The organism is Exiguobacterium sp. JMULE1, from assembly GCF_013337175.1.
In the GTDB taxonomy this organism is placed as follows: Bacteria; Bacillota; Bacilli; order Exiguobacteriales; family Exiguobacteriaceae; genus Exiguobacterium_A; species Exiguobacterium_A indicum.
Map to the genome: position 1 here is coordinate 1,623,720 of NZ_SGWC01000002.1, position 22,132 is coordinate 1,645,851.

General features: G+C 46.6%; 27 protein-coding genes. 9 read left to right on the forward strand and 18 right to left on the reverse strand.

Features of this window, described 5'->3' with window-relative positions:
* Nucleotides 1–2: 2 nt before the first annotated feature.
* From EXW93_RS08890 to EXW93_RS08900, 3 genes are all read right to left on the reverse strand, one after another.
* Nucleotides 3–548, reverse strand: a complete 546-nt coding sequence (locus EXW93_RS08890) for a ribonuclease FAU-1 family protein (RefSeq protein ID WP_052017113.1) — start codon at nt 546–548, stop codon at nt 3–5.
* A gap of 105 nt (nt 549–653) precedes the next feature.
* Nucleotides 654–2,111 carry a 6-phospho-beta-glucosidase BglA gene (gene bglA, locus EXW93_RS08895; RefSeq protein ID WP_035397067.1) on the reverse strand — a complete coding sequence of 486 codons (1,458 nt, stop codon included), beginning with the start codon at nt 2,109–2,111 and terminating at the stop codon, nt 654–656.
* Between the two features lie 24 nt (nt 2,112–2,135).
* The gene (locus EXW93_RS08900) at nt 2,136–4,028 is read right to left on the reverse strand and encodes a beta-glucoside-specific PTS transporter subunit IIABC (protein ID WP_174316379.1); all 1,893 of its coding nucleotides are present in this window, start codon (nt 4,026–4,028) and stop codon (nt 2,136–2,138) included.
* Between the two features lie 163 nt (nt 4,029–4,191).
* On the opposite strand from EXW93_RS08900, the gene EXW93_RS08905 reads away from it, so the two are divergent.
* Together EXW93_RS08905 and EXW93_RS08910 are read left to right on the forward strand one after the other, a co-directional pair.
* Nucleotides 4,192–4,902, forward strand: coding sequence for a GntR family transcriptional regulator (locus tag EXW93_RS08905; protein WP_035397060.1), 711 nt, complete (start codon nt 4,192–4,194; stop codon nt 4,900–4,902).
* Nucleotides 4,903–4,920: 18 nt separating this feature from the next.
* Nucleotides 4,921–5,376: a hypothetical protein gene (locus tag EXW93_RS08910; RefSeq protein ID WP_023468494.1), complete on the forward strand. Its 456-nt coding sequence runs from the start codon at nt 4,921–4,923 to the stop codon at nt 5,374–5,376.
* 92 nt (nt 5,377–5,468) lie between these two features.
* Here EXW93_RS08910 and EXW93_RS08915 read toward each other — a convergent pair whose 3' ends face one another.
* Nucleotides 5,469–5,810: a hypothetical protein gene (locus EXW93_RS08915; RefSeq protein WP_174316380.1), complete on the reverse strand. Its 342-nt coding sequence runs from the start codon at nt 5,808–5,810 to the stop codon at nt 5,469–5,471.
* Nucleotides 5,811–6,132: 322 nt separating this feature from the next.
* Here EXW93_RS08915 and EXW93_RS08920 point away from each other — a divergent pair, with 322 nt between their 5' ends.
* Nucleotides 6,133–7,518, forward strand: a complete 1,386-nt coding sequence (locus EXW93_RS08920) for an MFS transporter (RefSeq protein ID WP_050677231.1) — start codon at nt 6,133–6,135, stop codon at nt 7,516–7,518.
* Nucleotides 7,519–7,564: 46 nt separating this feature from the next.
* Here the strand turns inward: EXW93_RS08920 and EXW93_RS08925 are convergent, their stop codons facing one another.
* The 3 genes from EXW93_RS08925 to EXW93_RS08935 are packed head-to-tail and all read right to left on the reverse strand — an operon-like array spanning nt 7,565 to nt 9,497.
* The gene (locus EXW93_RS08925; RefSeq protein WP_174316381.1) at nt 7,565–8,197 is read right to left on the reverse strand and encodes an HAD hydrolase-like protein; all 633 of its coding nucleotides are present in this window, start codon (nt 8,195–8,197) and stop codon (nt 7,565–7,567) included.
* Nucleotides 8,194–8,688: an AAA family ATPase gene (locus tag EXW93_RS08930; protein WP_035397056.1), complete on the reverse strand. Its 495-nt coding sequence runs from the start codon at nt 8,686–8,688 to the stop codon at nt 8,194–8,196. Before EXW93_RS08930 ends, EXW93_RS08925 begins: the two co-directional genes overlap by 4 nt.
* Nucleotides 8,685–9,497, reverse strand: coding sequence for an MBL fold metallo-hydrolase (locus tag EXW93_RS08935; RefSeq protein WP_035397054.1), 813 nt, complete (start codon nt 9,495–9,497; stop codon nt 8,685–8,687). Before EXW93_RS08935 ends, EXW93_RS08930 begins: the two co-directional genes overlap by 4 nt.
* Before the next feature lie 129 nt (nt 9,498–9,626).
* Here EXW93_RS08935 and EXW93_RS08940 point away from each other — a divergent pair, with 129 nt between their 5' ends.
* The gene (locus EXW93_RS08940) at nt 9,627–10,010 is read left to right on the forward strand and encodes a VOC family protein (RefSeq protein ID WP_231681718.1); all 384 of its coding nucleotides are present in this window, start codon (nt 9,627–9,629) and stop codon (nt 10,008–10,010) included.
* 44 nt (nt 10,011–10,054) lie between these two features.
* Here EXW93_RS08940 and EXW93_RS08945 read toward each other — a convergent pair whose 3' ends face one another.
* Together EXW93_RS08945 and EXW93_RS08950 are read right to left on the reverse strand one after the other, a co-directional pair.
* Entirely contained in the window at nt 10,055–10,483 is a 429-nt protein-coding gene (locus tag EXW93_RS08945; RefSeq protein ID WP_035397052.1) for a hypothetical protein, read from the reverse strand.
* 327 nt (nt 10,484–10,810) lie between these two features.
* Nucleotides 10,811–11,212, reverse strand: coding sequence for an RrF2 family transcriptional regulator (locus EXW93_RS08950; protein WP_035397050.1), 402 nt, complete (start codon nt 11,210–11,212; stop codon nt 10,811–10,813).
* A gap of 371 nt (nt 11,213–11,583) precedes the next feature.
* Here EXW93_RS08950 and EXW93_RS08955 point away from each other — a divergent pair, with 371 nt between their 5' ends.
* Nucleotides 11,584–11,889 carry a hypothetical protein gene (locus EXW93_RS08955; protein WP_064299743.1) on the forward strand — a complete coding sequence of 102 codons (306 nt, stop codon included), beginning with the start codon at nt 11,584–11,586 and terminating at the stop codon, nt 11,887–11,889.
* 158 nt (nt 11,890–12,047) lie between these two features.
* Here the strand turns inward: EXW93_RS08955 and EXW93_RS08960 are convergent, their stop codons facing one another.
* Nucleotides 12,048–12,437, reverse strand: coding sequence for a thiol-disulfide oxidoreductase DCC family protein (locus EXW93_RS08960; protein WP_035397048.1), 390 nt, complete (start codon nt 12,435–12,437; stop codon nt 12,048–12,050).
* 196 nt (nt 12,438–12,633) lie between these two features.
* Here EXW93_RS08960 and EXW93_RS08965 point away from each other — a divergent pair, with 196 nt between their 5' ends.
* The gene (locus EXW93_RS08965) at nt 12,634–13,374 is read left to right on the forward strand and encodes an SDR family oxidoreductase (protein WP_052017112.1); all 741 of its coding nucleotides are present in this window, start codon (nt 12,634–12,636) and stop codon (nt 13,372–13,374) included.
* Nucleotides 13,375–13,427: 53 nt separating this feature from the next.
* On the opposite strand, the gene EXW93_RS08970 is transcribed toward EXW93_RS08965, so the two are convergent.
* Genes EXW93_RS08970 through EXW93_RS08985 form a run of 4 tightly spaced genes read right to left on the reverse strand, consistent with a single transcriptional unit; the run spans nt 13,428 to nt 15,166 of the window.
* Nucleotides 13,428–13,886 carry an NUDIX hydrolase gene (locus tag EXW93_RS08970; protein WP_035397043.1) on the reverse strand — a complete coding sequence of 153 codons (459 nt, stop codon included), beginning with the start codon at nt 13,884–13,886 and terminating at the stop codon, nt 13,428–13,430.
* Nucleotides 13,858–14,583 (reverse strand): alpha/beta fold hydrolase, encoded by a 726-nt coding sequence (locus tag EXW93_RS08975; protein WP_052017111.1) that lies wholly within the window; start codon nt 14,581–14,583, stop codon nt 13,858–13,860. Before EXW93_RS08975 ends, EXW93_RS08970 begins: the two co-directional genes overlap by 29 nt.
* Entirely contained in the window at nt 14,573–14,986 is a 414-nt protein-coding gene (locus EXW93_RS08980; RefSeq protein ID WP_035397041.1) for an RDD family protein, read from the reverse strand. The genes EXW93_RS08975 and EXW93_RS08980 overlap by 11 nt, the downstream gene beginning before the upstream one ends.
* Before the next feature lie 12 nt (nt 14,987–14,998).
* The gene (locus EXW93_RS08985; RefSeq protein ID WP_174316383.1) at nt 14,999–15,166 is read right to left on the reverse strand and encodes a hypothetical protein; all 168 of its coding nucleotides are present in this window, start codon (nt 15,164–15,166) and stop codon (nt 14,999–15,001) included.
* 123 nt (nt 15,167–15,289) lie between these two features.
* On the opposite strand from EXW93_RS08985, the gene EXW93_RS08990 reads away from it, so the two are divergent.
* Complete coding sequence (locus EXW93_RS08990) at nt 15,290–16,216, forward strand: zinc-dependent alcohol dehydrogenase (protein ID WP_174316384.1); 927 nt, start codon at nt 15,290–15,292, stop codon at nt 16,214–16,216.
* On the opposite strand, the gene EXW93_RS08995 is transcribed toward EXW93_RS08990, so the two are convergent.
* Both EXW93_RS08995 and EXW93_RS09000 read right to left on the reverse strand, forming a co-directional pair.
* Complete coding sequence (locus tag EXW93_RS08995; RefSeq protein WP_050677221.1) at nt 16,198–16,794, reverse strand: hypothetical protein; 597 nt, start codon at nt 16,792–16,794, stop codon at nt 16,198–16,200. The genes EXW93_RS08990 and EXW93_RS08995 overlap by 19 nt on opposite strands.
* The gene (locus EXW93_RS09000; RefSeq protein WP_174316385.1) at nt 16,795–17,526 is read right to left on the reverse strand and encodes a DUF5694 domain-containing protein; all 732 of its coding nucleotides are present in this window, start codon (nt 17,524–17,526) and stop codon (nt 16,795–16,797) included.
* 109 nt (nt 17,527–17,635) lie between these two features.
* On the opposite strand from EXW93_RS09000, the gene EXW93_RS09005 reads away from it, so the two are divergent.
* Nucleotides 17,636–17,989, forward strand: a complete 354-nt coding sequence (locus EXW93_RS09005; protein WP_174316386.1) for a hypothetical protein — start codon at nt 17,636–17,638, stop codon at nt 17,987–17,989.
* 343 nt (nt 17,990–18,332) lie between these two features.
* Here the strand turns inward: EXW93_RS09005 and EXW93_RS09010 are convergent, their stop codons facing one another.
* Nucleotides 18,333–19,685: a phenylacetate--CoA ligase family protein gene (locus tag EXW93_RS09010; RefSeq protein ID WP_174316387.1), complete on the reverse strand. Its 1,353-nt coding sequence runs from the start codon at nt 19,683–19,685 to the stop codon at nt 18,333–18,335.
* A 172-nt stretch (nt 19,686–19,857) separates the two neighbouring features.
* Between EXW93_RS09010 and EXW93_RS09015 the strand changes: the two genes are divergently transcribed.
* Nucleotides 19,858–20,712 carry an AraC family transcriptional regulator gene (locus tag EXW93_RS09015; RefSeq protein ID WP_035397033.1) on the forward strand — a complete coding sequence of 285 codons (855 nt, stop codon included), beginning with the start codon at nt 19,858–19,860 and terminating at the stop codon, nt 20,710–20,712.
* Between the two features lie 55 nt (nt 20,713–20,767).
* On the opposite strand, the gene EXW93_RS09020 is transcribed toward EXW93_RS09015, so the two are convergent.
* Nucleotides 20,768–22,117, reverse strand: a complete 1,350-nt coding sequence (locus tag EXW93_RS09020) for a phenylacetate--CoA ligase family protein (RefSeq protein ID WP_174316388.1) — start codon at nt 22,115–22,117, stop codon at nt 20,768–20,770.
* Nucleotides 22,118–22,132 lie beyond the last annotated feature (15 nt).

The window sequence follows — 22,132 nt, forward strand, 5'->3', positions numbered from 1 at the left end:
CGTCAACGCGGTGTTCCCTGTTTAAGTTGCTGTTTCATCACTTCTGCGTGTGCGACGAGCGGAAAAGATCCATCTTGTAGTTGTTTTTGCAGTCGCTTCGCTTCTGCCCAAGCGAGCGCATATTCCGCTTGTGAGACATCCCCTTGATCTCGTGCTGCTTCTAGTTCGTCCGTGTCGATTAACAAAACTTGTCCCGATGGCAAGGAGATCAGATCGAGAAACAAATCCTCCCAGTAGATACGTCCGTCCTCCACTCCGGTACGAAGACAGATATCGATATAGGTTTGTACCAACTGACCTGCGGCGTCAAACATCGAGGTCACGGCATGATGGGCATCGCTTGGGAATTGTTGTACCCAGACGTAACCAGCGTCAGCGATTCGAATCGTTTCGTCACCATAACGGACGTCTAACGGTGAAGCGACTTCAATGAGTTGAAGGAGTGTCACATGTCCTACGAACACTTCGCTGTCTACCTGTTCATGAACATAGTGTCGTTGTGTGATGCGACGCCAGTCACGTCGATCGGCATAGCGTTTCTTGATCATTTACCGGTCCCCCGTTTTTTCCTTAGTGTGCCATACCCCACTTCTTTTTCATTCTAATTCTTTTAAAAAAGGGGCAACGGATTTTTTCCGTTACCCCTTACTTCATCATTTTGCCGTCTCTGAACCGTGTAACGCAGCACCATTTGTCTCGATGACGTGACGATACCAATCGAACGAATCCTTTTTCATCCGTTCCATCGATCCGTGACCTTCGTTATCCCGATCGACGTAGATCATGCCGTAGCGTTTTTTCATCTCCCCTGTCGTAAAGGAGACGATGTCGATGACGCCCCACGGCGTGTAACCAATCAACTCGACACCATCTTCGAGTACAGCTGCTTTGAATGCTTCGATATGCGCACGCAAGTAATCAATTCGCGCCGTGTCATGAATCTGACCATCCTCGATCGTATCGATTGCACCAAAGCCGTTTTCGACGATGAACAATGGAATCTGATAGCGGTCGTATAGACGATTCATCGCATATCGGAGACCAACCGGATCAATTGCCCAACCCCAATCACTCGACTGGATGTATGGGTTCTCAACGCCGTTTGCGAGACCACCGTTGACGATGTTGCCCGTGTTATTGACGACAGCATCATGTTTGACGGTCGTCGACATGTAGTAACTGAATCCAAGATAGTCGACCGTTCCGTTTCGCAAGATTTCTGCGTCACCGTCTAGAATCGGAATATCATACCCTTCCCGTTTGAACTCATTCAACGCATAAGACGGATAGTAGCCGCGGACTTGGACGTCTGGGAAGAAGTAGCGCTGACGCATCGATGTCTCAGCGAGCAGAATATCTTCCGGATGCGATGAGTACGGATAGATCGGTACGTGTGAGACCATTGCTCCGATTTCGAAGTCCGGGTTGATCGCTTTCCCTTTCGCGACGGCAAGTGCACTCGCGAGCAACTCGTGGTGACCCGTTTGATACATGACTTCCATCGCGTTCTCTTCCGGATCAAGGAGGACACCGGAATTCGTCCAGAGGAATAATGGATTGCTGACATCCATCTTGTTGTTGATTTCATTGAATGTCATCCAGTACTTGACCTTGTCTTTGTAACGCGTGAAACAGACTTCCGCGAATTTTTCGAAGAACAGCGCTACTTTCCGGTTGCGGAAACCGCCATATTCACGCGCAAGATGGAGTGGCATCTCAAAATGCGACAACGTGATGATCGGCTCGATGTCGTATTTCAGTAATTCGTCGAAGACGTCATCATAAAACTTCAGTCCTTCTTCGTTCGGTTCCGCTTCGTCTCCGTTTGGGAAAATCCGACTCCAACCGATTGACGTCCGGAGACACTTTAGTCCCATCTCAGCAAACAGGGCGATGTCCTCTTTATAACGGTGATAAAAATCAATCGCCTCGTGATTCGGATAAAATTCATTCTCCTCTACCTGATCCGTGATACGTCGTGCAACGCCGTGTGCTCCTGCCGTCAATACATCAACGACGCTCGGTCCTTTTCCACCAGCATTCCAGCCACCTTCGAATTGATGCGCTGCTAACGCACCGCCCCATAAGAAATCGTTTGGTAATGTCTTCATCTTCATGTCCTCCTTCTTTTTCTCTTACTTGATGATCGTCAAAATCTGTGTATTTGCCGTCGTGACCGTCTCGTCCGTCGGTAGGATTTGTGCATAACTCTGAGTGTTCGTGATAATGATTGGCGTGATCGTCTCGAGTCCATGCGCTTCAATCGCTGTCGCATCAAACGTTACGAGTAGATCGCCTGTCGTCACGGATTCGCCTTCTTTGACGTGAAGCGTAAACGGTTTACCGTCGAGCGTCACGGTCTCAAGACCGACATGGATCAAAACTTCGACACCACTCGTCGAGCGTAATCCGATCGCGTGACCTGACGGAGCGACCATGACGACGGTACTGTCAAACGGAGCCGTGACCCGGTTGTTCGTCGGACGAATCGCTACCCCTTGTCCCATCGCACCGGAAGCAAATACAGGATCCGGTACATCTGATAAAGCAACAATCGTTCCTTCAAGTGGTGCGCGAAGCGTCTCTTCGTTTGTCAGAGTTGCGCTGACTTCCTGTTTTGCAACTGGTGTCGCTGTACTTTCAGGTGCTACGACCGGAGCAGCCTGCTCCCCGAAACCGAACACTTGAATCAAGACGATCGGTAGAATCAAGGCAATCGCCGTTCCGATCAATAAGCCGATGATCGACGATGGATAGTCGGAATCGATGCCGTTGACGAGCGTCAATGGTCCCGGTAATCCGGCGTAGGCAAAGTAATACGGTTTAAAGAAACTTGCCGTGACAGCACCGATTGCTCCCGAGATACAGCCATAGATGAACGGTTTTTTAAAACGGAGCGTCACCCCATAGATGGCTGGTTCCGTGATACCGAAGATGCCTGTCAGTCCGGCTGAGACCCCGACTTTTTTCGTTTCTTTGTTACGTGCTTTCAAGATGACCCCGATGACAGCACCGATTTGGGCGATGACGGCAATCGTTTGGTAGGCTTGGAACGAGTCGCGACCATATTGCTCAAAGTTTGCGAGCACCATCGGCGTGACACCCCAGTGGACACCGAAGATAACGATGACTTGCCAGAAGCCACCGATGATGAGACCAGCTACCGCAGGAGCATTCTCCGCTAAGTAGTTATACCCGTTTGCGATCCCTTCTGCACCAAGTGTCGTGATCGGTCCGATCAAGAGAATCGTAAGCGGCACCATCAACACCATGCTGAAGAATGGAACGAACAACGGACGAATGACTTCATGAATCGTCTTGTTCAGGAATCGCTCAACATAGGACAAAATCCAGACGAGGAATAATGGCGGTAAGACCGATGACGTATACGTCGTACCGGATAAAGCGATTCCTAGGAACGTGATGGATTCACCGGCAGTGATGCGTGCTGCGATATCTGCCCATGTTGGACTGACAAGTGCCGCACTACAGGCGACCGCGATGAAGGCGTTGACCTTAAAATGATTCGCTGCCGTGATAGCAATGAAGATCGGCAAGAACGTAAACGGTGCCCATGAGATGAAGCTAAAGACTTCATAAGTACCCGTCTTCGCAAATGCTGGAAAAGCGAGCGTCGTCAAAATCAAAGTTCCCTGCAGAATCCCCGCTGCAGCTAAGATGTAGACGAACGGTGCAAAGACGGCTGACATCGTCGCAATGATTCGGTTGAGGACCGTCCCTTTCGGCGCCTCTTCCGTTTCCGATTGTTCCAAATCGACGAGCTTCACAAATTCTTGATGGACTTCCCCAACGTGTTGACCAATGACGACTTGAAACTGCCCGCCAGACTCAACGACCGTAATGACGCCAGGTAGTGCACTGACTGTTTCCTTGGCTGACGAATCCGATCGTTTCAAGACAAGACGAAGTCGAGTTGCACATCGGACGGCGCTGATGACGTTGTCTTCGCCACCGACAGCTTCTAATATCGAATGCGCCAATTGTTGATAATCGCGAACCTTGCCCATATCGTGTCCCTCCCCTGAATATGACGCTTGAATACCCTTTCATTTTAATTGTACATGCACAATTAATCAATACATAAATAATTAAATTTAACATGTTATTAATCAGGAGATGGCTTATGCTATACTAAAGAAAGAAAAAGTTCGCAAGAAAAGAAGGTGTCCTATGCTGAAATACCAACAGACGGCTGATGAAATCGAACGGTACATAGAACAACATGAGTTGAAACAAGGAGACAAACTACCGATTCTCGAAGAGTTGATCCGGCAGTTCGCCGTCAGTAAGACGACGATGACAAAATCACTTGAGTTACTCGAACGAAAAGGAATCATTTTTCAAGTCCGCGGAAGCGGAATTTTTGTCCGGAAGACGAATCGCACCGGCTATATTCGCCTGTTCTCGACCCAAGGATTCAAGCAGAATCTCGTCGGTCATACGATTGAGTCGACCGTTCTCGCACTCGAACCAATCGCTGCAACCGATAACATCGCGAAGAATCTCGGGATCGAGGCAGGTGAGACGGTTTATTACGTCAAGCGAATCCGCTACATCGACGGCAAGATCCTCTGTCTCGAAGAGTCTTACTATCGCCAATCAATCGTTCCGTACTTAAATCGTGAAATCGTCGAGCAGTCGATCTTCGAATACTTAGAGACGGCACTCCAATTGAATATTGGGTTCTCGGATATGTACATGCACGTCGGGAAGTTAAGCGCTGAGTCGGCTCATCATCTGGATCTCACCGAGGGCGATCCTGGATTAACGATCGAGACAGTATTTCATTTGACGAACGGTCGTCCGTTCGACTATTCCGTCATCACATACCATTATGAACATTCGCATTTCGTCGTTCAGGCGAATGGACTATATTTATGAAGAACGGAGCTAAATCAAATGAATCGTGAACTCATTCTGTATTACGGAATGCTTATACTCGGAATCATTACACTTTTTGGTGGCATCTTCTTTACGATTGATACATGGAAAGACTCGACAGAAACATTTAAAGACAAACTTCAGTTCATCTTCATCACGTTACTTGGATTTGGACTACTTTACTGGACGGTCCCTAGCCTATCGCAAATCGTCTTCAAGGACTACGCTGTCATCAAAGGTGACTGTTATGTAGAGGAAAACTCAGGAAAGACACAATCCATGTCTATTATTTTCGACTCAACCGAAGATTATGAGGATTTTACCTTTCAAGATTATCCGGAATTAGGAGCGTACGGAGAAGACGTGCCCTATTTCTGTCGCGTCATTTCAACAAAGAACCATCGATTTCCGATTTCCTATAAAATTTACGATTCTAAGACACATAAACAACTCTCCTCTTCCGAAGATGATTAAAACAAAAAGGATTGCATGAGCTGATGCCCATGCAATCCTTTTGAAGTGCTTACAGTAATGAGACAAGCCAATCGTTGTCTCATTTCATTGTGTTATAACCGAATCTTTTCTTTACTCGAATTTTCGAGATACAGTTCCCCATCAAACGTCGTCAAGGCAATCACTTTCCCGTCTTTTTCATACCACGCCGTCGTTCCTTCACGATCGAGTTCTTTCCAACCGGCTTGGCGAATCCGAGTCCCATAGAGTAAACCCGGTCCGTCAGTTTCAGAGACTAGACGGGTTTTGATTTTCCACTCGCCTTGTTTTTCAACTGCCGTAGCAAATCGCGGCATCGGAAAACCGGATACTTTTGATTCTTGAAATCCAGCATACCAACCACCGACGACTACAATGAGCCAAAGACATACAATGGCGATCCATTTCTTCTTCATAAGCATTCTCCTTTACTTTCCACCCTCATTTTAAAAATTACCAAAAAATAGTTTAACTTCCCCCATCCTAAAGGCGGATTACTGATTTTTTAGTTGTGAAAACATATGAAAATTGTTTCGAATTTATGAAAACATCCAAAAAATTTTCAATTTTTTTCATAAAAAATGCACACCCCTGTTCGTCCTTAGAGTAGCAACGGTTTGACAACTTCCGGCACAGAGCCGTTTTCAGTCGTTTTCAATTGATTAAGCGCATTAGCAACTTGACTTCATTTCCTGCTATGGTACGATACGAACTTATCAAAGGGAGTGAACAGAACTTATGAAATTCAGAAAAGAAAAAGTCAATGTCGTTGACATGCAGCAAACCAAAAAGAGTGTCTACGCGACCGGAATTGGGAATGCGATGGAATGGTTCGATTTTGGTCTTTATTCCTATCTCGCAATCATCATCAGTCAAAACTTCTTTAGCGCTGTTGAAAATGATGAACTGAAGCTCGTCTTTACTTTTGCGACGTTTGCGATCGCTTTTTTAATGCGACCAATCGGCGGAATCGTCTTTGGACGCATCGGAGATCGACTCGGGCGGAAGGTCGTCTTAACAACGACGATCGTCATGATGGCTGGTTCCACGCTCATCATTGGATTATTACCGACCTACGATCAAATCGGAATTTGGGCACCGATCCTATTATTGTTAGCCCGGATCTTACAAGGATTCTCGACTGGCGGTGAATATGCCGGCGCAATGGTCTACATCGCTGAGTCATCACCAGATAACAAACGGAGTGCCCTCGGAAGTGGACTTGAAATCGGTACACTCGGTGGATATATTCTCGCCTCATTACTGGCTACAACACTTTTCGTCACCTTATCGGATGATCAAATGGCATCTTGGGGATGGCGGATTCCCTTCATTCTTGGAGCACCACTCGGTTTATTTGGTCTCTATTTACGTCGTCACTTGGATGAATCACCGATCTTCGAAAATGAGATTAATGAAAACACAGAAGAGCCTGCGACATTCCGCGAAATTCTTCGCGACCACAAACGTGATATCATCGTTTGTTTCATCGCTGTTGCCTTCTTCAATATTACGAACTACATGCTCTTGTCCTACATGCCATCGTACCTCGATGAAGTCATCGGCATGTCAAGTTCGACAAGTACGATTCTAATTACTGGTGTCATGGTGATCATGATTCCGCTCGCTTACTTCTTCGGGAAGCTCAGTGATAAAAAAGGGAATCGTAATATCGTCCTTTTCGCGTTAGCCGGACTATCGTTGCTCTCAATCCTGTCGTTCTTCTTGATTGGTCTTAAACCACTCTTGTTCGTCGGAATCGGGATCTTCATCCTTGGCTTCTTCTTGGCGATCTTTGAAGGAACGATGCCAAGTCTTCTACCGAGTATCTTCTATACGGATGTCCGTTACCGGACACTATCCGTGACGTTCAACGTCTCGGTCTCGATCTTCGGTGGAACGACGCCACTCGTTTCGACGTGGCTCGTCCATACGACACAAAATCCGCTCGCTCCTGCTTTCTATCTAACAGCAGTCAGCGTCATCGGCTTCGTTACGTTCTTCTTCTTCTTTAAAAATACAGCCGGAAAAGCACTTAAAGGATCGCATCCGACTGTATCGAGTGAAAAAGAAGTCGCATCAATCGCGAAGAAACCAAACGATGCCCTCTGGTGGGCAGAATAATTGCTAGCTATAAGTAAGAGCCGTCTTCCACAGAAGACGGCTCTTTTTAGTAGACAGCACTCAACTCTTTTACGACTCGGTCCGCGACTGCGAGTTCCTGCTCTTGTGCAAAATCGAACTGACAACCGATCGCAGCGAGCCCGTTCGCATGCGCCGCTTTGAAATCAGATAAGCGGTCACCGACAACGTAGCCTGACGAGATATCGTGCATCTTACAAATCTCCCGTACGAGTGCTGATTTATCACCGGAACGAACGTCTTCAATGCTATAGACATGATCGATATACGCTTCAAGTCCATACGTCGTCACGATTGCTGACAGGTAGGATGGCCACCCATTACTGGCGATATAGACGGAGTGACCCGCTTGTTTCAAACGAGCGAGCAACTCGACCGTTCCTGGATATAAGCGACCGTGCCCCGCTTTGACTGCCTGCTCTAAGCTACGTCGAAACTTGTGATCCGCAGCCTGTTGGTCTGTGGCTGAAAAGTCCGGTAGTAACGTCTGCCAGACTTCCGGTAACGAGACGCCCATGATCTGCTGATAGAGGGCGAGTGGGGTTTCCCCCTCCCAGCGTCCCGTTTGACGCAACTCTTGAAAGACCTCTTCTAGCGCATGCGACAGCACGGCATTCGTTTGAAACAACGTTCCATCCATGTCAAAAATGTAGTGTGTCATTCGCTCTCCCCTTTTTGCTCTTGATTTATCATTTGAATCACGGATTCTATCGATCTATCCTCAGCAATTAGACGATCTGTCGGGCGGTGATCCTGATCAATCCACCAGCGTTTCATATCCGTCACAGAAAACTCCGTGGGCTGGCGCATTTCATGGCGACGAACCGTTTCTTCAAATGAGACGTCAAAATAATACGCCGCGTACCGTGAAGTAAAGCGTCGTTCCAACCGGTCAATCATCTCACCGTACCAGTCCTGTGCAAGAATTCCTTCCAGCAGAATCGTCGCGTGGCGTCCGTCAGCAAGTCCGATCAACTCTTCGATCCAGCGAATCGCCGGATTTCCTGGTCCATCTTTTACGTTCAACATCTCCCTGCGGATGACATCTTGCGAGAATAAGATGCTATCCGGTAAGACCGATCGTAACGCTTTTGCAAGCGTCGTTTTTCCACTACCAGAATTCCCACGGATGACGATCAAGCGCGACTTCATGTCGTGAACCAGTCCCCGTTTAAGGCAGCAATGTACCGCTCTGCAGAGCGCGCTACTGCTTCAGACGCACCGGTTTCGATTTTCCGATGAAAGGCGTCATATAATTTTTCAAAATGAAGCGGACGTAACGTTTCTGCCATTCGCGCGACCGTCTTTGCCGGAAGCGGAATCACATTCGGATAGCTGTACATGAAACTGACCCATGCCCGATCGGCAACGATCCGAATGATGTCTCCTGTCAACAACAGCCCCGCTGATGCGTCTTTTCGTTCACAAATGACTGCTCCTTTGAAGTGACCACCTACGCGATGTAACATCAAATCTTCCGCCAACTCCAAGCGTTCACCACTCCAGAAGACGATGCGCTCACTTGGTCGTGTCACGAACGACGCATCATCTTCATGAATATAGATCGGTACGTCAAAAGTCTCCGCCCATTCGACTTGTGTCGCATAATAATGCGGATGTGATAAAGCAATCGCGTGAATCCCGCCTAACTCGTTAAGTTGCTCTTTCGTTGTTGAATCAAGATATGTAATGCAGTCCCATAACAGGTTGAACGATTTTCCTTTTACAAGATATGCCGTCTGACCGATACCGAACGCCGGTGTCGTCTGAATCGAATAGACGCCTGCTCCGTCGTCGCTAATGACGTTTTGATACGTTCCTGACGTTTGCATGGCAGCGAGCGTCGTCCACGTTTGACCAGTTGGATTGACATACTGTCGTTCCTCTAAGCAAATCGGACACGTTTCGCGCTCTGGATTGATTTGCTCGACGCCACACGTCGTACAAATGATGGTTTCCATATCATCATTCCTTTCCAATTCGTAAATGATTTTCCTGATACATCATACCATATTCCATTTATAGGGATTAGAGGAATTAAGAGGCTGTTATCGAAAGGAACATGTATGAAATCAAAGGAGGAGATTCTGATGTCAATTTCGACCCACCTCATTGCGCCTCGCTTGAACGCTGTCTTTTTGCATGTTCAGGATGTGAAACGTGCCGCCGCTTGGTATCACCAGTTACTGCAGCTGCCGTTTGATGCGTCGCGCGTCTCGTCACCTGTCTACAATCTTCCACTTGAGGGTCCAACGAGTTTGACGCTCGATGATCATACGAATGACGCAACGTACCGACATCACCCTTCTCCCCATGCCTTGTTTAATTTTTATACGACGGACATCGATGCATCCTATCAGTTTGTGCGGTCACTACACGCACCCATCATTCGAGACATCGAACGTTTCGATGACTTTGCTTACTTTACGTTTGCAGATCCCGACGGCAACGTCTTGATGCTCTGTACAGGATAAGACAAAAGCAGGTCGAGCCACATTAGTGGTTCGACCTGCCTTGTTTAACGAGATGCTCGATCGTCATTTATGACGCTTTGAAAACGTTCTGTGAACCGAATGATTGCCTCTTCCGTGTCTAAAATACCTAAAAACCAGATCTTTTTGTCTTCCGAAAATGTAAGATGCAGTGACCCTTCTATTGTGGACTTCACTTCAAGCGTAGCAATCGTATCCGACTTCATTAAAGTCTTTTGTGATAGAGTGACCAGTTCATTCGTCAACGTTTCGCGTGTACCTTCTGATGTCTTTTCACGAAGTAGATGAATCGTTTTGCGGAGCAGTTCGGTCTTTGAAACACTTAAAAGATTCAATTCGCGGATTTCGAAAGTATAGGCGTTCTCGTCTACCCCGGATTGTTGAACGATGAATCGCGGGGATTGCACTAAGCGTTGAATGAAGTGAACGAACATTCCGATGGTCATTTCGGACATTGCAAAAACCTCCCTTTTACATGGATCAATGGACGGATGCCTTTAATCCTTTATCTGAATGGGATTAAAGTCCCTTATTATAATCTAGACAGTGAACAGAATGAAGGTACAATTCCCCTTCAATATAGCTAATATAATAAACAAGTACAAATTGAACATGTTTTAGTTGTAAAAATAAGATTCGAATAGCATCCGAATCTTGTTTATAGTAACATAAGAGATACTAGTTTTTAGTATAAACGGATCATAATTAATTATGAGTGTCTGTTTTCATTATGTACAAGGATAAAGAGCCAGAGAGCAATCCTTTGTCTCTGACTCTTTACTTCAATCATTGATCGGTGGCGCAATTAAGTCTAGTAACGTATAGGCTTGAAGTGCGTCCGTGAAGGACGTGAATGCTTGATCGAACGCTTGTCGTGTGTTCTGTAAACTACCATTTTTATTTGGAACCGTCACATTTTCGAGATAAGACACTTCTTCGAATAAATGGACGATTTCTCCTAATGTAATCGTATCTGGCGATTTCGCTAACTTGAATCCACCATTGCGACCTTGTACGGAGATTATGAGACCGAACTTACTTAAAGAATGGACAATCTTCATTAGATGGTTTTTAGAAATATCGTAATGTGTTGCTACTTCTTGAATTTGTACAAGTCTAGTCGGATGCGACGCTGCATAAATTAGCACACGAATAGCATAGTCCGTAGAGCGAGTCATTTTCATCCATTTCACCTTCTTTTTAATTCCTCTTACAGAAATAGTACAAAAGCTCTCTCGCTTTCACAATTGATAGTGTGGTTTCAAGTGCAGCAACAAATAATCAACAGTGATTTTGCACATAATATATAGCCTATCTTATAGGATAAGAAGTGCGAAAATCTAGTTGTTTTTTCGTAAAAAGGCAAAATGATATTTTAGAAATTTGTAACTCTTGTTTCCTATCACGAATATCTAAACGAATTGAATGGTCGTCCACTCTTAAAAATGAAAAGCGTTTAGATTTTTCTTCTGTTTATGAATCGATGAATAGTGGAACACAATTAATAACATGTATGAAAATGATATGAATAATATAGAACTAGGAAGTGAAAAAAGTGGAAGGTGATTTAAATCAAATCGTCTGCTGTTTGAATCAAGATTTCAGACAACAGCGAACTGTGTTTAGTGCATTGACTTTGAAAGAAACCAATCCCTGTATCGTCTTAATGGAAGATCATCTTCATAGGCAAATGAATGATGCGCTGTATCAATATCCAGAATTTATTGTAGAACTAGAAACGTTGATTTACCGATGTTTGATCGATGTGCGAGGAGCACGTGAATCCGTCTCACCTTCCGAGATTTTTATTTCCAAAGCTCAGTTATACTCGCCTTATCATTATTTAGTCACATTTTTATGAACAAGTGTAATCCGACCGTTCAGATCAGAAGAAAGATCCAATATTAAGCTGAATAGTTGATTTTATATCACTCGGATCTGGCCCAACCAAAAATATAGTATTTATTTTAGTTAAACGACAAAAAACCGCGATTTAGATGAAGGCGGTTTTTTCCTATTTCAATCATGAAATCGAGCACGCGTCTCTGATGAAGGGAGCGCACAATGTTGTTTTACACCGAACCACTGATGTCGATTTTTGGCGACAACATCATACACATAATCTCGGAATGACCGTGGAAAAATACGTAAAATAGTCAACAGTTTCCATCCACCCTGTAAATGACCAGCAATTCGTAACGCTGCGTCCGATTTGATATAGGGTACTCCTCGTTCAATTACGACGACACTGTCGATCGTTGCCGGGAGATGATGACGCTTTACGAATTCTTGTCCGGTCTTTCCTTGTAACGATGCAAAATCATGGTACCCTTGGTCTCGTTTTAAGATGAACTGGACGCTTGCGTCACAGAGATTACACTCTCCATCAAATAAGACGATTGCTTTCATGAGTGATTCATCCTTCCCGTACTGTTTATCGAATTACTGTGTTACTTACACTTTACCTTTACTACACTCTTTTTGATAGGCGTGATGTCATGATGTTAAATATTGATAACGCTTTCTTTCTCAGTCCTCCATACGCTATACTAATTTCTGTAAACATCTGGTTTTTATGAATGTATTTACATAAAGGAGAATACATATGACTCGACCTATTGCCATCGTAACCGGCGCCAGTCAGACACGCGACATCGGAGCTGCCATTTGCCGCCAGCTTGCCTCGTCCGGACATGACCTGGTCTTTACTTATTTTAAAGCAACAGCGGATTGGGCGGCTAGTTTTACGACCGAACTCGAAAATCAAGGTGCCCGCGTCCTTGCGATCGAGCTAGATTTAGGTCAAGCAGATGCTGCTGACGATTTATTCGCACGCATTGAAGACTTTGGAACACCAAGTATCCTGATCAACAACGCTGCCCATTCGACGATGACGGATTGGCGAACACTTGATGCAGCCAGTCTTGATCAACACTATGCCGTCAATCTCCGGGCACCGTTGTTGCTCGCGACACGTTTCACGAAACGATTCGCTGAAGCACATCTAACGTCCGGTCGTATCATTCAACTGACGTCCGGACAAGATCTCGGTCCGATGCCTGACGAGATTGCTTACGCTACGACAAAAGGTGCCTTGTCGACATTTACAAAGACTTACGCGGCAGCCGTAGCACCGCTTGGCATCACCGTTAATGCGGTCAATCCGGGTCCGACAGACTCGACTTGGATGGATGAAGCAACACGGACAGCGCTTAAACCTAGTTTTCCGTTCGGGCGAATCGGTGCGCCAGAAGACGTCGCACGATTGATCCAATTCCTCGTGAGTCCTGACGGTAGCTGGGTGACCGGACAGATCATTCATTCCGAAGGCGGCTTTGAACGCTGAACATGGAGAACATAAAATCCCCCCTGATTTTTACATCAGGGGGGATTTTTGCGTTATCGAAAAACCGGACCCAGTTCCGTCAAAAAATCGTTCCAGGCTGTTTGATGCAAATCGCTATAGAGTTCTGGCATTTGGTCTCTTTCAAAAAAAGCAATATCGAGTGATTCATCGGAATCAATCGTCAATTGCCCCCCATTGATTCGACAAACGAAAAAATGGACGATCGGTTGGGCGACATCCCCGTTTGGATACATCTCTTCGTACTTCGAATAGACACCACTCAAACGTTCAATCGTGACATGAAAACCGGTCTCTTCGAAAATCTCACGCTGTGCGGCTTCGACAATCGACTCTCCCAGTTCCAGTGCGCCGCCGGGAAAGCCCCATGCTTGTTGCTCTCGCCGTTTTTGAAGAAGAATGTGCCCCTCCTCGTCGAAGACGATGCCACCCGCAAAGTTCAACATCACTTTTTCTTGACCGACCTTACTGCGAAGAAAACGTATGTAGTCCATCTGTCGCCCCTTGAAGTTTGACGTGCTTCAGCCATGTGATCAGTTGCTTGATCATTGCATCGGTCACGGTATGATTGACACCTGGAAAAACGTCTAATACGGTCGTTTGCGCCATACCTGCTTGAACAGCTGTCCCGTGATAAAACTGCTGGATCGATAGTGGAATGATGTCATCGGCATCGCCGTGCAGGAGTAATCGCGGACGCTCATCCATCACGCTGATTGGATCGAGCTTCCATGGTACATCCTCCTTTTTGATGGCAGGTCGCCCGTCACGAACGCGGAATTGACGTTCTGCTTCAAGATAGGCACCGCCCCCATTGATCGCAACGAGTGCTTTAATCGGCTGACGCGACATGATCCCGTGGGCAATGAACCCACCCATCGAGACGCCGATCGCTATCACGTCTGAAACATGCCAGCCTGATTGTTCGATGATAGCTGTCGCTTCCGTAATCGATTGTTCGACGACGGACCAAAAATAGGTCGTCGTTATTTCTGGATCAAATGGATGATCAAGCGGTTCACGCTGGTCGTGTCGAAGAAGTTCCGGGATGAAGACATCGTATCCTTCGTCAGATAATTGTCGCGCAAACTCTAGATAAGAAACAGCCGTTCCGCCCCAACCATGATAAAGCAGAATGGCTCCTGTAGGTTGAGAGGCACGGACACAATGAACATGAAAATCAAGCTTCATTATTTAGCTTCTCCTGATTCAAGCGGACGATCGTTCTCGCGAAGTCATCTTCCGGTAATCGGTGTCCGTTCTCAAGAAACGGTTTCCAATACGGTCGAATCTTAAATAGCGAGACCGTATCACGATAGACTGTTCGGCGGACAATTTGTTCTGTCGTCAACGGCAATCCGTTCTCGCTTTCAACCTGGATGCCGCAAATCCGACCACCAATCGTTTTTCCGTTCAACAGTTTTAATTGCGCGACTTCTCCTAGAAAACTGATTGTCGGTTGTGTCACGACGGCGTGAACGACTTCTGACTTCACACGTCGTAACACCGTTTTTTCGATGAAGGCGGAAAGTCCGAAATAAACAGCTTGGTTGATGATGTACGCACCGATTCGTCGTTTAGTCGTTGAATGCATGGGTGGTCCTCCTTATACGTTGAAATAAACGACAGCGCCAAGTCCACTGACGGCAATCAAATAAAAGACGATCGCGAGTCGTTTGTTTGCGGTAGAAATATCCTTTCGGACGAGGATCTTACTATACCGATACGTCAAAAATGCGAACACGAGCAATGCCAAAATCAATAATGGTTCCATTTGATTCCCCCCCTTTTCTTTCTTATTCTACATCATTTCTGGTTTCGAATTGTTATATTTTACAAGTAAAGTGGTATATGCTTGATCCATATGTCATCAATCCAACAATGAAATGAGGTTTACATGTTGAACACTACAACGATTTGCTGTCTTGTGGAGTCGAAGACACCTGGTTATCTTGTTCGGGAACTGCCGCCGCTTGGCATCCATGACGTCCACGTCCGCACCTTAGCCGGTGCCATCAGTATTGGTGCCGAACTTCCCCAATGGCTGGAACAAGATATGACCGAAACCAGCTATGACTATCCGCTCGAGACCGGATATGAAAGCTACGGCGAAGTGCTTGCAGTTGGTGACGCCGTCCAAATCGTCAAGCCCGGTGATCGGGTCGTCAGCTTCTATGGTCATCAAGATCAGGCGATCGTTCCTGTATCGAAGGTCATCCCGGTTCCTGCTCATATCTCACCGCGCGAAGCCCTACTGTTGATTCTGTCCTGTGACGCGGCAAAAGGCGTCCGTAAGCTGACATTGACACCCGACACAAGCGTCTTAGTTTCTGGAATGGGTACGCTCGGTTTGCTGACGGTACATTACTTACGGCATTACGTCAACGTTCGTCAGATTGATATCCTCGAGCCGCTTACGTCCCGAGCGGAGTTAGCGCGTCAATTAGGTGCACGTGTTGTCACACCGGGTTCAAGTATGTATGACGCCGCCATCGAATGTTCCGGACGTCAAGCGGCCTTTGCCGAGCTTCAATCCGCTGTCCGTCCTCATGGTTCAATCTGCGTCTTATCGGACGGCAACCGGGAATCCTTGGCGTTGACGCCCGCTTTTCACGCGAAAGAACTTCAGATCGTTGCATCGAGTGACGGCTGGGACTACCGCAAGCACGCAGACTGGCTCTTTGCAGACGAGCGTCACGCGACATTGCTCGCTTTGTTCGAACACGAGACTTCGTTTTCGGAGCTCGCCAGTTGCTTCGCTAGCTTAATGGAAACACCAGATCTCCCGATTAAAGTATTCGTTGATTATGAGCAGACGAGCTGAACACCGTTCGGATCCGTACCTACTAGCGATACGTCGGAAAAGACTGCTTCTTGCAAGACGGTCTTCTCTCCGCGGACGGTTTGGATTTGTGAAATCGGTTGATCGAACAGTTTCGCTAAATCCGCCTCTAATCCTTCGCGTGGCGTCGCCAGAACGAGACGCTCAAGTGTCGTTCCATCAGTATCCGCAATCGCATCTTCATGGATTTGCAGTTCAATCCGTAATCCGTATGGTGTCTGCAAGAACGTCCGACGCTCGTTCGCTTGGACCGTGAACGATAACGTTTCTGCGCGGTCGAGAATCGTTTGCACGTCACCAGGCTGAATCAAAAATCCGATGTGATCGAAGCGAACCGTTTTTCCGAATCCGATCGTCACGTTGACCGCCCCCCGTTTCATTTCGATGATTCGGAATAAAATTTGATCCGCTCGAAAATCATTCCATGACAGAGGTGGATTAAACGAAGAAAATTCTCCGTCCTTCTTCCCGATGCGCTGGGAAACGTGAAACCCGCGTGCCGTGTACCAGGCTTCTGTTTCTTCCAAATGTGGTGTCCAGATATGGTAGTGAAATAGCATTTACATACACTCCTTTTCGTTGTTCCAATCGTTCCACGTCATCACTTCGACTTGGTTCGATTCATTCAAGTACTGTCGTAATAACGGGAGGTGCGCAGCACCGTACAAACAGACGATTCGCTCGTTCGTCTGAGCGAGTTGCAGTAAACGATTTGTGATCTTTTGATTGCGGACTTGCCAGTAGCGTTCGATCCAAATCAGCCCGCTTTCCAGTCGTTCGATTTGATCATAGATTCTAGCCGACGCTACAATCGTTTCTTCAGCGTGCAATCGGTCGAGCCATTCGGAGAAGGATAACTGCTCCATCGCGTGCTCTAACTGTTCTGTCCGCTTCATCTCAGCCGCGACGATCGTCTCAAAAGCTTCCGGATGATGTGAACGGACGATTCCTAAATCCGGTACGCCAGGTACGACTTCGTTCCAATCGACCCCATGGAGATGTGATACTCCCGCCATCCGGGCTAAGCGAAAACCAATTTGTTGCCGTTCATTATCGGTTAAGTCGCTCTCGGATTGATAGGTTTCATATGTATGTTGCAAATCACTCATGCGTTCGGCTACCGTCTCAAGAGCAACGCCTGTCGGTCGAAATGCGTTCAATCGAGCAACGACTTCTTGGATTTCTCGTTGCCGTCGTTCTGATCTGACATCAAATATCGACGGACGAATCAGATCTCCATTGGCCGGGCGATCGAGATGGAACATGCCTAGCAGTAAAATCTGAGGTTTCATCTATCCCCCTCCTTTTCCTGATTTTACCTTATACTTGGTAAAGGAAGCGACTTTTACCTATCATGAATTTAAGTTACTATTCAACAAATGCTCATATAAGGAGGTTCCGATGAAAAAGATATTTGTCATTGTGTTCATTGGATTTTTATTCGGATGCAGTCAAACCGGTACAGAGGACGAAGCTAGTTATGCCATGATCGTCATTGTGAATAACAAAGAGTATAACGGAACAGAAGCAGAATTGGATGCATCTAAGCAACAAGGGGAAAAAATTAGCACGATACTAAAGAAAACAAAAGCATATGAAATGCCCCAAGCGAACAGTCAATCGAATCTTTTTTCAGTCGGGTCCACCATCTATTCTGTTAAAGGAACAGAAGATTTTATCATCGTAAAAGACAAAGAAAATAAAAAATGGCTTTTAAAAAAGGTAAGAGATATCAAAAACAATTTGAATCAATGAGGCACTTTAACACTTTTAACGTGGTGTCTCTTTAGAAATACCAACAGCAGAGATGTTTTGTACTTTTACACGAGGTATGGTGAAAAGTAATTAAAATGGGCTGACTCAAAAAAGAATGACGCGTCTTTTCACGCCTTTTCCTCAGGCGAGACACAAGCCAGTTTTCCTGCTTCATTCAAGCAGAAAAGCGGGTCTTGTTTGTCTCTGACAGCGCATAAATGCGCTTGTTCCTGTAGGAGTGGCGTGTGACGTGTCATTCTTTTTGTTACGAGATAAGGATGGCAGATCATCATTCTGCCACCCTTATCTTTGTAGAGACTGATTTTTGAGTCAGCCCCTTTTTTTACCCTGTTAAATTTGATTTAACGAGTAAAATTTTCCCGCTTTCCTCTGCATCGATATAAGAAACGGCTTGCACATCGAGATGGATATCACGACCGAACAAACGGTATAGCCGTTCCATCAGAAGTCGTTCGTCTGATTGACTGAACCGCTCTGCGTCCGGAACGTAGTAGATCGATACGCTATCTGTCGTCATTTGAACATATTGAATACGCTCGATACTATTTGGCAAATGTTTGACGAGACTCGCCAGTTGCGCTTCAAAAATCTTTTGCCCATCCGGTTTTTGAATGAATGCCCGCCCCCTGCCATCAATCGATTCGATGATTGGTCCCGGGTGACCACAGGAACAGGTGCGCTGACTGAGCGTCATCCGATCTCCGACCCGGTAGCGAATGAGGGGAGTGCCGTGTGTATCAAAACTCGTCACGAGAATCTCCCCGTCTGTATCGAGTTTGATGATTCCCATCTCATGATGCAGATGTTTTTGACCAAACCGGCATTCCGAAACGATTGGTGCCCCTTCAGACGATGCATATTGATCAAAGACTGTTCCGTGAAACACTTCTTCGATGACTTGGCGCTCTTCCGCATCGATGCGTTCAGCCGTCGGAAAAATCGCAATCGGTTGACACGTCAAGCGGATCCCTTCTCGCTTCGCGAACCGGGCGAGCTCAATCATCGCTGACGGAAGACCATCGATCGTTTCTGGTTGAAAACGTTCGATAGCTTCAAGATACGCTGCCATCGTCCGTGGGGATAATCGTTTCACCGTGAACAAGAGCTGATTCGCCGCTCGATTCATTCGCCAATAGACGTCCACCTGTTGACGCTCGGGTACGAGATCCTGTGCCGTAAAGCTGATTCGTCGCATGCCACGGTAGACACCGTGGGTCGCCTTGAAATAATCCAGATGGGCCATGCGAATTTGCATATCCGGTATCGTATATCGTACTTGCAGTGACGTGCCTGTCGTTCCGCCCGTTTTCCCTATGATTGGCGCAGCGACATCTGTTTGAATGTTCTCCATGTGCGTTCGTAATATTTCTTTTGATAGTACAGGAATATGTTTTAGTTCGGATAAGTCCGTTAACGGTAGGCGAATGCCATGTGAAGTGAAGAGCTGACGGTAATAGGGACTGTGTTCCGTACAGAAGTGAAGAAAGTCATTTAAACGATCAAGTTGTTCCGCTTTGACGTCGATCGTCGTATGTTCTCGTTCGAGGAGCATCCGGAACCGTTCTTGATAGGCCGGTCCATAACGTTCGCGATGCAATTGATACCCATAGAGGGTTGTGAAGAGGTGCTGGAGAAATAGAGGAGAGCGATTGTAGATCTGCTCTTTGATACCCATGTCATCACGTCCTTTCGCAAGGGAAGTAACGGTTTCGATGTCTCTACGATAGCCTATGTACCTGACAAGAATATGACAAAAATAAGGGAACATGCATCCTGACAAATTACTATCGCCTTGGACAGGTCCAACGATCATCGCTCTATTATACTAAAAACAAGGAGGTGACAAGATGTGGCTCGAATCAATTCAACGCGTCATTGACTATATCGAAGATCATTTAGAAGATTCGCTCGATCTCAACGTTTTGACAAGGGTGGCGCAGATGCAAACGTATCCTTTACAACGGACGTTTTCGTTACTTGCGATGATGACGTTACCGGAATACATCCGCGGGCGACGTCTGACGCTCGCTGCCCAACAATTGACACAGACGGACGAAAAAATCATCGATCTCGCCTTACGTTTTGGTTATGAGACGCCGGAAGCTTTCACAAAAGCTTTCAAACGTCAGCATGGTTGTTCGCCAACGTTGATGCGAAGCGAGCGACGTCCGATTCACGCCTATAACCGCCTGAGCATTCAGGTGACCTTGAAGGGACTGGAGCAAATGGATTACCAACTCATCGAACGACCGGCTTTACAAATTTCAGGATGGCGAAAACATTTCCCGACGCAAGATGGTGCCCAACAACAACTGATTCCGTTGTTTTGGAATGATGTGAATCATTCCGGTCAAGATGCTACCTTGTTTAAACAAAATGACGGTCAGATTGAAGGTGTGATTGGTGTCTGCTCCAATTTCACCGAAGCATCGATGGATTATTGGATCGCGACGACGACAACGGAAGTTCTGCCCGGTCAGGAAACGATGACGATTCCGGCGAGTCTTTGGGCGACGTTTCCGGTCGTTGGTCCGATGCCGCATGCCATTCAAGAGATGTGGCAGCGTATCTATCAAGAGTGGATCCCATCGCATGGATATGATCCTCTCCCTCACGCTGAACTCGAAGTTTATTCGGCAGGCGATCCGTCTGCCGCCGATTATCAATCTGCCATCTGGATTCCGGTGCGGCCACGCGACTGACGGTTTCAGGACATATGAAAAAGCGAGATCATCGGTGATCTCGCCTTTTCGTGTGTCATGCATACTGTTGTTTAATCAGTAACGTTTTTCCACTGATTTCTTTCGGAATTTCGGGTACCGCGCGCATGACGACATTCAATTGTCCGTCAAACAGTCGGTCCAGAACGAAAAAGAGTTTCTTCTCATGTTCTTTCTCGAAGCATCGTTCATCCGGAACATATAATAAAACAATCTCATCCCGCGACTCTTGAATGTATTGCACGCGTTCGATACAGTTCGGGAACGCTCGAACGATTCCCGCAAGTTCGCCTTCAAAGACACGGTGCCCGTTTCTGAGTTGAATGAAGCTTCTCCCCCGTCCGTCGATCGAAGCGATGATCGGACCTTGATGACCACAAGGACACGTTTCCTGACTAAGCGTCATGCGATCGCCAACGCGGTAACGGACAAGTGGTGTACCATGCGTATCGAAGCTCGTCACAAGGATTTCGCCGTCCTCATCGCGTTCAATGATTCCCATCTCATAATGTAAATGTTTTTTCCCATACGGACATTCGGCGACGATCGGTGCCCCTTCTGACGACGCATACTGATCATAGATCGGCGCATGGAAGATTTCTTCGACGAGCGTTCGTTCTTCTGCCGTCATCATCTCAGCCGTCGGGAAGATTGCTTTGGGACGAAACGTACAGGTCATCCCATATTTTTTAGCATATCGTGCGACTTCGATCATTCCTGAAGGCAAACCATCAATCGATTCCGGCTGAAACCGATTCAGTTGTTCGATGTATGCAGCGGCGGTTTTCGGATTGATGTTTTTGATCGAGAACAACATCTGATTGATGACTTTATTCGTCCGCCAATAAACCGGTGCCTTTTGTTGCGGGGAAGCAAGCGTTTGACCGGTAAAACTTGCACGGCGCATCCCTTGATCGACTCCATGGGTCCACTTGAAGAAGTCAAGATGTGCCATCCGGATTTGCATGTCTTCCTTTGTATAATGCACTTGAATCGATTTACCGGTCGTACCGCCCGTTTTTCCGAGAATCGGGGCATGGACGTGCGCATGGACGTCCTCATTTTGTTGCCGTAAGATTTCTTTCGTCAAAGGGGGAATCTGTTTTAGCTCATCAATCGATTTTAGCGGGAGCTCTAGTGCGATGGTAGAAAACAATTGCTGATAGTATGGACTACGTGTTTGGCAAAAAGAAAGGAAGTCGTTTAATCGATGCAATTGTTCTGCTCGAACGTCATGCGGTCGTCCTAACTTCTGTTTCAGTTCTTGTAAACGTTGCTGATAGGCGGGACCGTATCGTTCATGGAACAGGCGACGTCCTTGTAAAGTCGTCAACAAGTTTTGGATGAAAATCGGTGAGTGAAAGTAGATCGATTCTTTGAGCTGCATGATGTCACTCCTTCC

Bases quoted from the DNA above. Each gene is read 5' to 3' on its own strand.
- EXW93_RS08890 (WP_052017113.1), bottom strand. From the start codon at position 548: ATGATCAAGAAACGCTATGCCGATCGACGTGACTGGCGTCGCATCACA.
- bglA (WP_035397067.1), bottom strand. From the start codon at position 2,111: ATGAAGACATTACCAAACGATTTCTTATGGGGCGGTGCGTTAGCAGCG.
- EXW93_RS08900 (WP_174316379.1), bottom strand. From the start codon at position 4,028: ATGGGCAAGGTTCGCGATTATCAACAATTGGCGCATTCGATATTAGAA.
- EXW93_RS08905 (WP_035397060.1), top strand. From the start codon at position 4,192: ATGCTGAAATACCAACAGACGGCTGATGAAATCGAACGGTACATAGAA.
- EXW93_RS08910 (WP_023468494.1), top strand. From the start codon at position 4,921: ATGAATCGTGAACTCATTCTGTATTACGGAATGCTTATACTCGGAATC.
- EXW93_RS08915 (WP_174316380.1), bottom strand. From the start codon at position 5,810: ATGAAGAAGAAATGGATCGCCATTGTATGTCTTTGGCTCATTGTAGTC.
- EXW93_RS08920 (WP_050677231.1), top strand. From the start codon at position 6,133: ATGAAATTCAGAAAAGAAAAAGTCAATGTCGTTGACATGCAGCAAACC.
- EXW93_RS08925 (WP_174316381.1), bottom strand. From the start codon at position 8,197: ATGACACACTACATTTTTGACATGGATGGAACGTTGTTTCAAACGAAT.
- EXW93_RS08930 (WP_035397056.1), bottom strand. From the start codon at position 8,688: ATGAAGTCGCGCTTGATCGTCATCCGTGGGAATTCTGGTAGTGGAAAA.
- EXW93_RS08935 (WP_035397054.1), bottom strand. From the start codon at position 9,497: ATGGAAACCATCATTTGTACGACGTGTGGCGTCGAGCAAATCAATCCA.
- EXW93_RS08940 (WP_231681718.1), top strand. From the start codon at position 9,627: ATGTCAATTTCGACCCACCTCATTGCGCCTCGCTTGAACGCTGTCTTT.
- EXW93_RS08945 (WP_035397052.1), bottom strand. From the start codon at position 10,483: ATGTCCGAAATGACCATCGGAATGTTCGTTCACTTCATTCAACGCTTA.
- EXW93_RS08950 (WP_035397050.1), bottom strand. From the start codon at position 11,212: ATGAAAATGACTCGCTCTACGGACTATGCTATTCGTGTGCTAATTTAT.
- EXW93_RS08960 (WP_035397048.1), bottom strand. From the start codon at position 12,437: ATGAAAGCAATCGTCTTATTTGATGGAGAGTGTAATCTCTGTGACGCA.
- EXW93_RS08965 (WP_052017112.1), top strand. From the start codon at position 12,634: ATGACTCGACCTATTGCCATCGTAACCGGCGCCAGTCAGACACGCGAC.
- EXW93_RS08970 (WP_035397043.1), bottom strand. From the start codon at position 13,886: ATGGACTACATACGTTTTCTTCGCAGTAAGGTCGGTCAAGAAAAAGTG.
- EXW93_RS08975 (WP_052017111.1), bottom strand. From the start codon at position 14,583: ATGAAGCTTGATTTTCATGTTCATTGTGTCCGTGCCTCTCAACCTACA.
- EXW93_RS08980 (WP_035397041.1), bottom strand. From the start codon at position 14,986: ATGCATTCAACGACTAAACGACGAATCGGTGCGTACATCATCAACCAA.
- EXW93_RS08985 (WP_174316383.1), bottom strand. From the start codon at position 15,166: ATGGAACCATTATTGATTTTGGCATTGCTCGTGTTCGCATTTTTGACG.
- EXW93_RS08990 (WP_174316384.1), top strand. From the start codon at position 15,290: ATGTTGAACACTACAACGATTTGCTGTCTTGTGGAGTCGAAGACACCT.
- EXW93_RS08995 (WP_050677221.1), bottom strand. From the start codon at position 16,794: ATGCTATTTCACTACCATATCTGGACACCACATTTGGAAGAAACAGAA.
- EXW93_RS09000 (WP_174316385.1), bottom strand. From the start codon at position 17,526: ATGAAACCTCAGATTTTACTGCTAGGCATGTTCCATCTCGATCGCCCG.
- EXW93_RS09005 (WP_174316386.1), top strand. From the start codon at position 17,636: ATGAAAAAGATATTTGTCATTGTGTTCATTGGATTTTTATTCGGATGC.
- EXW93_RS09010 (WP_174316387.1), bottom strand. From the start codon at position 19,685: ATGGGTATCAAAGAGCAGATCTACAATCGCTCTCCTCTATTTCTCCAG.
- EXW93_RS09015 (WP_035397033.1), top strand. From the start codon at position 19,858: ATGTGGCTCGAATCAATTCAACGCGTCATTGACTATATCGAAGATCAT.
- EXW93_RS09020 (WP_174316388.1), bottom strand. From the start codon at position 22,117: ATGCAGCTCAAAGAATCGATCTACTTTCACTCACCGATTTTCATCCAA.